7 protein-coding genes are annotated in these 13,328 nt (G+C 68.8%); 5 read left to right on the forward strand and 2 right to left on the reverse strand.

Going from position 1 to position 13,328, the window contains the following annotated elements; genetic code table 11:
• Positions 1-258: 258 nt before the first annotated feature.
• The gene (locus ABTV91_RS07965) at positions 259-1,281 is read left to right on the forward strand and encodes a DUF1611 domain-containing protein (RefSeq protein ID WP_433854004.1); all 1,023 of its coding nucleotides are present in this window, start codon (positions 259-261) and stop codon (positions 1,279-1,281) included.
• A gap of 7 nt (positions 1,282-1,288) precedes the next feature.
• On the forward strand, positions 1,289-2,272 hold the full coding sequence (gene dgcA, locus ABTV91_RS07970) for an N-acetyl-D-Glu racemase DgcA (RefSeq protein WP_433854005.1): 984 nt from the start codon (positions 1,289-1,291) through the stop codon (positions 2,270-2,272).
• A 63-nt stretch (positions 2,273-2,335) separates the two neighbouring features.
• Here the strand turns inward: dgcA and ABTV91_RS07975 are convergent, their stop codons facing one another.
• A complete protein-coding gene (locus ABTV91_RS07975) occupies positions 2,336-3,634 on the reverse strand; it encodes a serine hydrolase domain-containing protein (protein WP_433854149.1) in 1,299 nt (432 codons plus the stop codon).
• Between the two features lie 579 nt (positions 3,635-4,213).
• Between ABTV91_RS07975 and ABTV91_RS07980 the strand changes: the two genes are divergently transcribed.
• Together ABTV91_RS07980 and ABTV91_RS07985 are read left to right on the forward strand one after the other, a co-directional pair.
• Positions 4,214-7,042, forward strand: coding sequence for a TonB-dependent receptor plug domain-containing protein (locus ABTV91_RS07980; protein WP_433854006.1), 2,829 nt, complete (start codon positions 4,214-4,216; stop codon positions 7,040-7,042).
• A gap of 197 nt (positions 7,043-7,239) precedes the next feature.
• Positions 7,240-9,198, forward strand: coding sequence for an alpha/beta hydrolase family protein (locus tag ABTV91_RS07985; protein ID WP_433854007.1), 1,959 nt, complete (start codon positions 7,240-7,242; stop codon positions 9,196-9,198).
• A gap of 70 nt (positions 9,199-9,268) precedes the next feature.
• Here the strand turns inward: ABTV91_RS07985 and ABTV91_RS07990 are convergent, their stop codons facing one another.
• Positions 9,269-11,026: a peptide MFS transporter gene (locus ABTV91_RS07990; RefSeq protein ID WP_433854008.1), complete on the reverse strand. Its 1,758-nt coding sequence runs from the start codon at positions 11,024-11,026 to the stop codon at positions 9,269-9,271.
• A gap of 252 nt (positions 11,027-11,278) precedes the next feature.
• Between ABTV91_RS07990 and ABTV91_RS07995 the strand changes: the two genes are divergently transcribed.
• A complete protein-coding gene (locus ABTV91_RS07995; protein ID WP_433854009.1) occupies positions 11,279-13,240 on the forward strand; it encodes an OPT family oligopeptide transporter in 1,962 nt (653 codons plus the stop codon).
• The last annotated feature ends 88 nt before the right edge of the window (positions 13,241-13,328 follow it).

The raw sequence follows: 13,328 nt of genomic DNA on the forward strand, positions 1-13,328 counted from the left end.
GTGGCGGCGGCGCCGCATGCGCGCCTGCGGCGAGCGGCGTTCCGGCTATGTAGCAGCGGCTCTGCGGCGCTGGCAAGCCGCGCAGCGGCGGCCCCCTGCGGCAGTCGCGCTCGATGCTGACAGGAACATCCGGGTTTTTCCCGATTCGCCGCGCCGCGCGATATGGTCGAATGGCAACGGACAGATCCGGCCAGGGCAAAAGGCGGCAGCGATGCGGTACACGAATGAACGTTGGCAGGCGGCAAGAGAGGCGAAACCATGAGCGCGGTGCCCGGCAGGCTGGTCCTGCACATGCCCTACCTGTTGTTCCTGGGCGAGGAGACCAATCCGCTGAAGGCCAAGACCGCCTTCGGCCTGCGCGACTGGAGCGCGCCGGACTGCATCGGCCAGACCCGGCTGCCCGGCGGCAGCATCGACCTCGGCCTGCCGGAGATGGACCCGGCCGCCGCGGCCGCGGCCGGCGCGCGTTCGCTGGTGATCGGCGTCACCCCGGTCGGCGGGCGCATTCCCGCGCATTGGAGCCCGCTGCTGATCGCCGCGGTGGAAGCGGGCCTGGACATCGTCAGCGGGCTGCACACGCCGCTGGAGTCGGTGCCCGGCCTCGCGTCGGCGGCGACGCGCTCCGGGGTGCGGCTGGTGGATGTGCGGCGGCCACCGGACAATCTGCCGCGCGCCACCGGCAGGTGGCGCAGCGGCAGGCGCGTGGCCATGGTCGGCACCGACTGCGCGCTGGGCAAGAAATACACCGCGCTGGCGCTGGCACGGGCGATGCGTGGACAAGGCATCGACGCCGATTTCCGCGCCACCGGCCAGACCGGGATCATGATCGCCGGCGCCGGCATCGCCGTGGACGCGGTGATCGCCGATTTCATCGCCGGCGCGGCCGAGTGCATCTCGCCCGACGCCGCGCCCGACCACTGGGACCTGATCGAAGGCCAGGGCTCGCTGTTCCATCCGGCCTATGCCGGCGTCACCCTCGGCCTGCTGCACGGCTCGCAGGCCGATGGCCTGGTCCTGTGCCACGACCCGCTGCGCACGCACCTGGTCAGCTGGCCGGACTACCCGGTGCCGACCCTGGCGGTGGCGCGCGACCTGTACCTGCAGGCGGCGCGGCTGACCAACCCTGGCGCTCGTCTGGTGGGGGTGAGCCTGAACACCTCGGCGATGGACGATGCCGCCGCGCAGGACGCCCTGGAGCGCGCCGCGCGCGAGCTGGGCGTGCCCGCGTTCGATCCGATGCGCAGCCACCTGGACCAGGTGGTCGCCTCGATCATGGGATGAGGCGGCCATGGCGCGCACGCTGCACGCCAGGCCGCATGCCTGGAAACTGAGGGAACCCTTCGCCATCGCCCGCGGTGTGCGCAGCGAGGCCCGCGTGGTCATCGTCGAACTGCACGAGGACGGCCTGGTCGGCCGCGGCGAGGCCGGCGGCGTCGGCTACCAGGGCGAGACGCCGGAAAGCATGCTCGCGCAGATCGAACAGGTGCGCGCGGACCTGGAACAGGGCTGCGACCGCCACGACCTGCTGCGGCTGTTGCCGGCCGGCGGCGCGCGGCATGCGCTGGACGCGGCGCTGTGGGACCTGGAAGCAGGACGCAGCGGCGTGCCGGCGTGGACACATGCCGGCATCCGTCATTGGCAACCAGTCGACAGCGCGGTGACCATCGGCATCCGCGACATCGCCGCCTACGAAAGCACCGCGCGCGCGCATGCGGATTACCCGTGGCTCAAGGTGAAGGTGGGCAAGGGCCCGCCGCTGGACGCGGTGGCCGCGGTACGCCGCGGCGCGCCGCGGGCGCGGCTGATCGTCGACGCCAACCAGTCGTGGAGCGTGGAGGAACTGCGCGCGTACGTGCCTGCGCTGCAGCCGTTCGGCGTGGAGCTGCTCGAGCAGCCGATAGCGGTGGCCGACAGCGATGGCCTGCTCGGTTACGACGGTGCGATTCCGGTCTGCGCCGACGAAGCGCTGTCCACGCTGGACGATCTTCCCGGGCTGGTCGGCCGCTACCAGTTCGTCAACATCAAGCTGGACAAGACCGGCGGCCTCACCGCCGCGCTGGAACTAGCCGCGGCCGCGCGGGCGGCGGGCTTCCGGCTGATGGTGGGCTGCATGCTCGGCGGTTCGGTGTCGGTCGCGCCGGGCATGGTGCTGGCGCAGCTGTGCGAAGTCTGCGACCTGGACGGCCCGTGGCTGCAGGCCGAGGACTGGCCGGGCGGCATCGTCTACGAGCGCGGGCGCATGTCGATGCCGGAACCTTCGGTATGGGGTTGAGCGCGCGTTGACTGCAACGACCGGGCCGGTTGCGGCATCTCCGCAACCGGCCTCCCGTCCGCGTCAGTCCTGCGTGCTGGACCAGTCGACCGCCGGGTAGCTGCCCGGGCCCATGAACGCGCGCAGCACCTGCTTGTAGGCGGCCGGCCCGTTCTCGCTGTTGGTGAACAGCACGAGACTCTCGCCGCTGGCCGGGTCGAGCATGAAGAACGCCTTGAAGCCGGGGTTGTCGCCCCAGTGCCAGACCAGCCGCCTGCCGTCTGCGTCCTGCAGGCCGACGCCCAGACCCCAGGCGATGAACGGATCGGCCGGGCTGGGCGAAGCCGGGTCGTCGGCATCGCTGGACGGGGCGAACATCAGCGCATGCATGGCCGGCGTCAGCCCTTCGCCGCGGTACAGCGCCTTCTGGATGAAGTTGTCGTAGTCGTGGGCGTTGGTGACCAGCGTCCACGCCGTGTTCTCCCAGGCGAACACGCGGTCCGGTTCGGGCGCGCCGTCCTTGCCGTGGCCGGACGCGTTGCGCGCGTCGAAGGCGTGGTCGGTGAGGTAACTGCTGCTGGGCATGTCGAACCGCGCGAACACCTCGCGCGCCGCCAGCGCGTTCCAGCGCGAGCCGGTGATGTGCTCGAGTGTGCGCTGCAGCAGATAGAAGCCCTCGCCGGAGTAGGCGTAGTGCGCGCCGGGCGCGAACCTGCTCTCCAGCGGTGTGCGGTCGATCGCCGGGTCCGACGGCGATATCTGCCAGTTGCGCAGTCCGCTGGTGTGGTTGAGCACCATGCGCGTGGTGATCCTGCGTGCCTGCGGGTTGTCCTTCGTTCTTTCCGACTGCCAGTAGTCCCACAGCGGCGTGTCCAGGTCGAGTTTCCCTTCATCCACCAGGCGCAGCGCGATGTAGGCGGCGACGACCTTGGACAGCGACGCGGCCTGGAAAACCGTGTCGCCGCCGACCTTCGCCGCGGCGTGGTTCTTCAGCACGCCATGGCAATACAGCTCGGCGATTCCGTCGCGCGTATGGATCAGCTGCGCGCCGGGGACGGCATGCGAACGCATCGCCGCCTCGAAGGCGTCGCGCCTGCTCCGTACGGCGTCTGTTTCCTTCGACGCGGGCGCGCCGCATCCCTGACGGGTCACGGCAGCGGGAGCGGACGTGCCGGAATGCGCGTCGGCCATGGCGGAAAATAGCGCGAGCGCCAGAACGGCCATGCGAGGTGCCTGGATCTTCATCTTTTCCCCGGTCTGTTCGGAAGGGCGCCACATGCATCGCGACGCATGCGGGAGTGGTTCGGCCGGTGCGGAGCGCGGTGTGCGCTGCGCGCCGGAGTGCGACGGGCCGCGGCAACGATACCGCATCCACATGCGCATCCAAGCCTTTTCAGGCTGCTTTTTCAAGCGTGTTTTCCGTGGTTTCCGATGCGACTGAACAATGGAGGCGAAGGTCGTTCCGGCGCGCGAAGAATCGGGGTTTCTCCCGATGCGTGGCGGGCGCGGTGCCGCCTAGGATCGATGCCATGTTCCGGGAATGGGCGATCGCAGTGCCGCCGCATGATCGGAACGTTTCCGGGAGGCAGGCATCGTGCCCGGTGTTGCCCAAGGCACCGCCGATGGACAGGTCCGCGTCCGGGAAACGACAGGACTGTCCTTTGCGGCAGATCCCGTGCTCGCACCTGATCAGCACGAAGTTTCGGTTCAAACGCCTCTCCTCCTCGGGCGAGGGGCTGGGGAGGGTGCGGGCCCAAGCCAGGCCGCACGAGTGCTTCGTCCGGATCCTCATCCGCCCCTTCGGGCACCTTCTCCCGGAAGGAGAAGGAAAAGCTGAAATCGATGTTGCCCAGTCACCGCGCCGCCATCCAGCCGATCCATGCCATGCAACCGGGGAGACGAACCATGACGTGCCTTCGCCACCAGCAACCGCAGCGCAGCCGCTTGGGCGCGGCACTTCTCATGGCCTTGGCGATTCCGCTCGCGGGATCGGCGGCCGATGCCGTGCATGCGCAGGAGACAGGACAGGCCGCGACGCGCGAGGACGGCGACGGCAGCGATGTCGCGCGCACGCTGGACAAGGTCGAAGTCACCGGTTCGCGCATCAAGCGCGCCGAGGTCGAGGGCCCGTCGCCGGTGGTGGTGATCACCAGCGAGGACATCCGCAGGCAGGGTTACAGCACCGTGGCCGAAACCCTGCAGACCCTGACCCAGTTCAACGGCGATGTCGTCGGCGGTGAGTTCAACGCCAGTTCCTCGCAGCCCGACGCGGCGTTCCTCAACCTGCGCGGTCTGGGCGTGGGATACCAGCTGATCCTGCTCAACGGCAAGCGCATGACCGAGTACGCGGCCAGTTCCGGCGCGGCGTCCACCGGCGTGAGCGTCGGCAGCATCCCGGCGGTGGTGGTCGAGCGCATCGAAGTGCTCAATGGCGGCGCGTCGGCCATCTACGGATCAGACGCGGTGGCCGGCGTGGTCAACATCGTTACCCGCGACAACTGGGAGGGCAACCACCTGCGCGTGCGCGGCGGCACCACGACCCGTGGCGGCGGCGATACCGGGCAGTTCCAGTTCAGCGGCGGCAAGGCGTGGGGCCGCGGCAGCGTCACCTACGCGTTCGAGCAGCTCAACCGCGAGCCGATCTTCTCCTGGCAGCGCGGCAACATCATCCGCACCGGCATGAACGCGCCGGGCAACGCCGGCAGCAATCGTCCCACCTTCGGGCTGGATACGGCGCTGATGGACGCCGGTTACAACGACTACTACTGGCTGGGCCAGGACGGCCGGCTGCTCTACGCCGGCGACGTCGATGCCGATTCGGCTGCGGCGGCACTGGAACGCACCTGCCGCACCATGGGCCGCAATTACTTCCCGATGTACGGCTCGGCCAGCGCCGAACGGCCCTACGCCTGCGGCAATGCCAACTACTACGACGGCGATACGCTGGCCAACAAGTACGACAAGACCTCGGCCTACGTGTCAGGCAGCTTCCGCTTCAGCGACGCCGTGGAGGCCTACGGGCAGCTGCTGGTGCAGCGCTCGCGCAGCGAAGCGGCGCACCGCACCAGCATGTACCTGTACAACGCCGGCAACGCTTACGACGTGGACATCGGCCAGTTCGAGTACTGGCGCGCGCTCGATCCCAACGACATCGGCGGGGCGCCGATGCGCCTGTGGGACGAGACGACCCTCAGCGCCAACGCCGGCGTGCGCGGCACCTTCGGTTCGCGCTTCGACTGGGACGCAAGCCTCAGCCTGTCGCGCGACGAGATGAAGAGCAGCTGGAAGCAGCTGATCACCGACCGCGTGCACCGCTACCTGTTCGGCGAGGCGGTGGGCGAGGTCGATGGCGCGCCGCTGTACCACATCGATCCTGCGGTTCTGTTCGGGCCGATCACGCCGCAGCAGTACGGTTCGATGGTGGACACCATCCGCAACCGCAACCTGTCGCAGACCGCGCAGGCGCAGTTCGTCCTCGGCGGCGCGCTGTTCGCGCTGCCAGCCGGCGACGTGGAGATGGCCTCGGTGTTCGAGGCCTCGCATTCGAAGTACGAACTGCGCCCGGACCGGCGCAGCCTGGGCGCCTACGCCGGCGCCGACAAGACCTTCAACCACACCGGCGTATCCGGCGGCGGGCCGCGCGACCGCTACGGCGCCGGCGTCGAGTTCCGCATCCCGCTGCTGCAGCGGCTGGTGGCGAACGTGGCCGGGCGCTGGGACAAGTACGACGACATCTCCGACGTGGGCGATGCGACCACCTGGCAGGCCAGCCTGGAATGGCGGCCGTTCGACAACCTGCTGCTGCGCGCCAGCCGCCAGACCAGCTTCATGGCGCCGAACATCATGTGGCTGTACGGCGAGCCGGTGACCAACTACGACGACTACATCACCAACTACTACCTGTGCCGCCTGGACGGCCTGGACCTGACCACGACGGCCGGGCTGGCCCAGTGCGCCACCGACCACCACGAAAGCGCCTGGTACGTGGAAGGCGGCAACAACAGCCGCCTGCACGAGGAAACCGCCACCTCCAACGGCCTGGGCATCGTCTGGGACGTCACCGACAAGCTGTCGATCAGCGCCGACTACTGGGAGATCACGCTCAAGGGCAAGAGCCAGTACCTGGATACCGCGACGCTGATGAGCGAGAACGCCAGCTGCCTGCTCGGGCGGCGCGTGGACGGCACGGCGGTCGATCCGAATTCGGGCGCGTGTGCGATCTATCTCGACTATGTGAAACGCGACGCGGCGGGCGGCGTCACCGAGTATTTTCTCGACGCGATCAACCAGGCCGGCGTGCGCACCAAGGGCGTGGACGCAAGCCTGAAATACGCCTGGAGCTGGGACCGGTTCGGCGATTTCAATCTGAACGCCGGCTACAGCCGCACGCTGGGCTACGACGTGCAGATCGCCGCCGGCGACCCGTGGCAGGATTACATGGGCTGCTCCTACGCGGCGACCTACAGCTGCGGCGACCAGCCGCTGGCGTTCCGCTCGCGCACCAACTGGACGCTGGGCTGGAACCGCGGCGACTGGTCGGCCAGCATGTACGGCTACCGCAATGGCGCGCGAGTGAACTACCAGGCCAGCGCCCACCTGCCGTCGTACGTGCAGTGGAACGCCAGCCTGTCGAGGAAGATCACCGACAACCTGCGCCTGGGTGTGGACGTGACCAACCTGTTCGACCGCTACGGCCCCAAGGACGCCAGCATGACCTGGTACCCGTTCTACCAGAACATCTACGGCATCCAGGGCCGCGCGGTCTACGTGAACCTCGACGTCGATTTCTGATCGGCATGCGGGCCGACAGCCGGAGCGGCGTCCTGCCGCTGCGGCGTGGACGGCACTCCGGCCTGTGTTCCGTAATGCGTGGACGCTTTGGTCCGGCGAGGCTGGCACGCCGCCCGTTATCGCCCCACCGCGTGCACACAGCTCCATTGCATGGCTAGAATCGCCCTCGATGGAACGGACAGCCAGCGAGGCATGGAATGAAGGCAGAAAAATGGGGGCTGCTGCTGGCCCTGTTGGTAACGGCGGCGCAGGCAAGCGCGGCGGTGGATCTGGGGCAGTTCACCCGCAAGGATGACTTCAACGAGATCAAGATCTCGCCGTCCGGCGAGTATTACGCGGCGACCGTGCCGCTGGAGGACAAGACCGCCCTGGTAATCTTCAGACGGACTGATTTCAAGCCCACCGGCACGTTCATGCCGGGGCGCAACACGCACGTGAGTGATTTCGAATGGGTGAACGACCAGCGCGTGCTCATCGGCATCGCGCAGAAGTTCGGCATGCTCGACCAGCCCCAGCCGACGGGCGAGATCTATGCGATCAACGCCGATGGCGGGCAGCCCGACCTGCTGGTCGGTTTCCGCGTACTGGGCAAGGGCGCCGGCACGCGCATCCAGCCGAAGAAGGTCGAGGATGTGGCCGCGTTCCTGACTGACGTGCTGCCGGATGACGACCGCCACGCGGTGATTTCGGTATGGCCGTTGCTGGGCGACGAGCCCTTTACGCGGGCGGAGCGTCTGGACGTGCGCAGCGGCCGCCGCACCACGCTGGCGCGTGCGCCGGTGCGGCGCGCGAGCTTCGTCACCGACAACACCGGCGAGGTACGGCTGGCGTACGGTGCGGACGTGGACAACGCCAGCAGGCTTTACTACCGCGATGCCGCCGGCAGCGACTGGCGCCTGGTCAACGACCAGAACGCCAGCAGGAGGATCGAGATTCCGCTGGGGTTCTCGCAGGACAATCGTCTCGCCTACCTGCAGGTGCGGGGCGAGGATGCCGGCACCGACCGCATCGTCGCCTGGGATCCGGCCACCAACGCGCGCACGGCCGTGCTGCACCACGCCGGTGCCGATCCGCTGACGGTCCTCCATCGCAACGGCACCTCGATTCCGGTTGGCGCGCAGGTGATGGATGGACGACATCGCAATCTTTTCTTCGACGATGCTTCGCCGGAAGCCCGCCAGTACCGCAGCCTGGAAGCCGCGTTTCCCGGCCAGTCCGTGCGCATCACTTCCAGCACCCGCGACGGCAAGCTGCTGTTGATCCGGGTGTGGTCGGGCAACAGCCCTGGCGACTTCTACCTGTTCGACACGGCGAACAAGAAGGTGGCGCATGTAGTGAGCAGCGGCAGCTGGGTCGATCCGGACACCGCGGCCACGGTCGAGCCCATCGCCTTCAATGCCCGCGATGGGCTTGCCATCCATGGCTACCTGACCCGGCCGCGCGCCGCATCGGGCGCCCGGCCGATGGTGGTGATGCCGCATGGCGGGCCGTTCGGCATCTTCGATGCATGGCAGTACGACCGCGATGCGCAGATGCTGGCGGCGGCCGGTTATACGGTCATGCAGGTCAACTACCGCGGTTCGGGCAACTACGGCTGGGCATTCCAGAATGCCGGCGCCCGCCAATGGGGCGGCGCCATGCAGGACGACCTGACCGATGCCACAAAATGGGCGATCGCGCAGGGCCACGCCGATCCGGCGAAGATCTGCATCTACGGGGCCAGTTATGGTGCCTATGCGGCGCTGATGGGCGTGGCGAAGGAGCCGTCGCTGTACCGTTGCGCGGCCGGCTACGTCGGTGTTTACGACCTGCCGATGATGCAGCGTGAGGATGGCCGCAAGCGGCGAAGCCTGGGGAACTGGTCCAGGGACTGGGTGGGCGAGGACATGGCCGCGCTGGCCGCCGTTTCGCCCAACCGCATGGCGGACCGGATCAAGGTCCCCGTGTTCCTGGCGGCGGGCGGCGAGGATGAGATCGCCCCGGTCGAACATACCCGCATGATGGAGGCCGCATTGAAGAAGGCGGGCGTCCCTGTCGAATCGCTGTACTACGGTACCGAGGGCCACGGCTTCTATACCGAGCCGCACCAGCGCGAGTACTACGGTAGGCTGCTGGCGTTCTTCTCGCGGCACCTCGGTGGCGATACCGCGAAGTAGGCGCGATCCGCGGCCCACGAAAACCAACGGCGCCCTCCGGCGCCGTTGGTTTTCCCACCGTTGTGCGATCTCAGCGCACGCCGTGCATCATCCGCTTCAGCAGCGGCGAGGCGAGCAGGGCGAGCACCGCGCAGCCCAGGCCGATCCACATCAGCAGCCAGAACAGGTGTTCGTAGCGGGCGGCGGCCTGGGCGATGTCCATCACCTCGCCCTCGGGTACGTCGATGGCGGCGAGCTTGCCGAACAGGGCGGCCAAGGTTTCCGAGAAGGCGGTGGCCAGGAACCAGGTGCCCATCATCAGGCTGACCACGCGCGGCGCGGCCAGCTGGGTGACGGCCGACAGGCCCACCGGCGACAGGCACATCTCGCCGATCTCCAGGACCAGGTAGGCCAGCACCAGCCACCACACGCTGGCCATCTGCCCGGTGGCGCCGACGTGCTGCGCGGCCAGCGCCAGCGGCACGAACGACAGCGCGCCGAACACCAGCCCGAACGAGGATTTCACCGGTTTGGACGGATCCCGCCCGCGCCGGTCCAGCCAGGCCCACAGCGCGGCGAACAGCGGCGCCAGCAGCACCAGGAACAGCGCGCCCAGGTAGGTCAGCGAACCGGCGGTCTGCGGCAGCACCAGGCAGTCGCGCACCAGCATGACCAGCATCGCGGCGACGATGACGGCGAACAGCACGCGCGGCGCATTCGAGGCCGGGTTGCGCTCGGACAGGCGCGCGGCGACCACGAAGCCCAGCGGCGCCAGCAGCAGCGAGGCGATCGACCATGGCAGCGGCGTGCCGTCGCGGACCACCAGCGACGGCGCCAGGTCCTTGGTCAGCAGGCGGTCGGTGAAGGTGACCCACGAACCATAGGTCTGCTCGTACAGGGTGAAGAACACCAGCGCCATGAAGATCAGCGCCATCAGCGCGATCATCTGCTGGCGCTGCACCGGCGTGCAGCGGGTGCCGGTGAACCAGGCGAACCACAGCAGCACGCCGCCCAGCACCACGATCATCAGCATCAGCGCCAGGCTGATCTCGCCGCCCAGGGCGAAGGCGCCGTTGGCCGCGGCCCACATCAGCGCGGCCACCGGCAGCACGCCGACGATGGCGGTGGCATAGATCAGCCATTCGCGCGGCAGCCCGGCCACGCGCTCGCGCAGCGCGGCCGGCTGCGGCGGTTCGGCATGGCCCTGCAGGTACTTCTGTCCCCACAGGAACATCGCCAGGCCGACCAGCATGCCGATGCCGGCGGCGCCGAAGCCGTATTTCCAGCCGTAGGCCTCGCCGAGGAAGCCGCAGACCAGCGAGGCGAACAGCGCGCCGAGGTTGATGCCGGCGTAGAACAGCGAGAAGCCCGAGTCGCGGCGCGGGTCGTTCTCCGGGTAGAGCTTGCCGACGATGGTGGAGATGTTGGGCTTGAGGAAGCCCACGCCCATCACGATCAGCGCCAGCGACAGGTAGGTCACGCCCAGCGCGGTGTCGTCGCGCACCACCTCGCCGCCGACCCGGTGCGCCGCATGGCCCTCGAAGGCCATGCCGAGGTGGCCCAGCACCAGCAGGGTGCCGCCGAACACCACCGCCTTGCGCATGCCCAGCCAGCGGTCGGCGAGCAGCCCGCCGAACACCGGCACGCAGTACACCAGTCCACCGTAGGCGCCGAGCAGGTCCAGCCCGGCCTTGTCGCCGAACAGGTGGTACTTGGTCAGGTAGAGCAGCAGCAGCGCCTTCATCCCGTAGAAGGAAAAGCGCTCCCACATCTCGGTGAAGAAGCAGACGTAGACGCCCTTGGGGTGGCCGAGGAAGTCGCTGGACGGGGAAACGGCGGTGGCGTGCATCGGGGAGCCGGCTGCGGAATCGGCGGCAAGTATAGGAGCCGGGCACGGCGCGGGCCGCGGGTCCAGGGCAGCCCACCCCGGCCGGAGCGCACTTCAGCGCGCGAACCGACACCACCGGCAAAGCCGCGTGGCGTACCGGAGTGCGCGCCTGCGGTCCGATGGCGGCCGCAGGCGGCGCATGCTGCGGCACAACTGGACTTGCCGTTAAGCGGACGTTAGCGTTGCAGCGTTTTTTGCCAGCGGGAAACCTTCATGAACAATGCTGCACCCCCGCAGCTCACCTTCCGCGCGGTGGTCCTGGCCATCGTGCTGGCGGTGGTGCTGTCCGCCGCCAACGCCTACCTGGGCCTGTTCGCCGGCCTGACCGTGGCTACGGCCATTCCCGCCGCCGTCGTCTCGATGGGCGTGCTGCGCCTGCTCGGCGGCGGCACCATCCTGGAGAACAACATCGTCCAGACCGGCGCCTCGGCCGGTTCTTCGATCGCCGCCGGCGTGATCTTCACCATCCCGGCGCTGATCCTGATGGGCTACTGGCCGGACTTCAAATACTGGTGGGTGCTGGGCATCGCCGGCCTCGGCGGCCTGCTGGGCGTGCTGTTCTCGGTGCCGCTGCGGCGCTCGATGATCGTCGAGGATCCGCTGCCGTTCCCCGAAGGCAAAGCCGCGGCCGAAGTGCTCAAGGCCGGCGAGAACCCGGGACCGGGGCTGAAGATCCTCGGCATTTCGGCCGCCATCGGCGGCGTGGTCAAGCTGGCCGCCGCCAACGGCCTGAAAGTCATCCCCGACAGCTGGGCCATCGCCGGCTACTTCGCCAACAACAAGGTGATCGGCTACCTCGGCACCGGGCTGTCGCCGGCGCTGCTGGGCGTGGGCTACATCGTCGGCCTGAATGTCGGCATCGTGGTGCTGTCCGGCGCGATCCTGTCCTGGCACATCGCCATCCCGCTGTACCACGGCCTGTTCCTGGGCAGCGACCCGCAGCTGGCCGCCAGCATCGCCGGCGCGCCGGCGGCGGATGCGGCCTTCGCCATCTGGTCGTCCAAGATCCGCTTCCTGGGCGTGGGCGCGATGCTGGTGGGCGGGGTGTGGACCCTGTTCTCGCTGCGCAAGTCGCTGCTGGCCGGCATCAAGAGCGGCTTCGCGGCCGCGCGCAAGAGCGCCGGCGCCACCCCGCTGGCCGAGACCGAGCGCGACCTGCCGATGAAGTGGATGCTGGTGGCGCTGGTGCTGTTCGTGCTGCCGCTGCTGGCGCTGTACCAGGCCATCGTCGGCCAGTGGCTGGTCAGCGTACCGATGACGATCATCATGATCGTGGCCGGCTTCCTGTTCGTGTCGGTGTCCGGCTACCTGGCGGGCCTGGTCGGCTCGTCCAACAACCCGGTCTCGGGCATCACCATCGCCACCATCCTGTTCGCCTCGGTGGTGCTGCTGATGCTGCTGGGCGAGGGCGGCAAGGTGCAGGTCGGCGGCGCGCCGCTGGGCGCGGTGGCGGCGATCATGATCGGCGCGGTGGTGTGCTGCGCGGCGGCGGTCGGCGGCGACAACCTGCAGGACCTCAAGACCGGCTATCTGGTCGGCGCCACGCCGTGGAAGCAGCAGCTGATGCTGGGCATCGGCGCGTTTTCCTGCGCGCTGATCATGGCGCCGGTGCTGAACCTGCTGCAGGAGGCCTACGGCATCGGTTCCAAGACCCTGCCGGCGCCGCAGGCCAACCTGATGGCCTCGGTCGCCAAGGGCCTGTTCGGCGGCGACCTGCCCTGGACCATGATCATCATCGGCGGCGTCATCGGCGCGGTGGTGATCGCCATCGACGGCTGGCTGAAGAAGACCGGCAAGCGCTTCCGCGTGCCGGTGCTGGCCGCGGCCATCGGCATCTACCTGCCGCTGGAGCTGATGGTGCCGATCTTCCTCGGCGGCCTGCTGGCGCACCTGGTGGCGCGCTTCCACAAGGTGCGTGCCGACGACGAGGCCGCGCTGGACCGCGTGCACCGCCCGGGCGTGCTGTTCTCCGCCGGCCTGATCACCGGCGAGGCGCTGATGGGCATCGCCATCGCCCTGCCGATCGTCATCACCCAGAACCCGGAGGTGCTGGCGCTGCCGCTCAGCCTGGGCGCCGCGGCGCAGTGGGTGGGCCTGGCGGTGCTGTTCCTGGTCGGCTGGCTGCTGTACCGGGTCGGGAAGAAGGGCGAGCAGGCCACGTCGGCCCAGGGCTGATTCCGGCCCGTCCTCCGGTTCCACGCGCAAGGCCCCGCTCCGGCGGGGCTTTGCCGTTGTGGGCGGAGCCGGGGACATGACTTCAAGC

This window comes from Stenotrophomonas nitritireducens, assembly GCF_050984405.1.
In the GTDB taxonomy this organism is placed as follows: domain Bacteria; phylum Pseudomonadota; class Gammaproteobacteria; order Xanthomonadales; family Xanthomonadaceae; genus Stenotrophomonas; species Stenotrophomonas nitritireducens_B.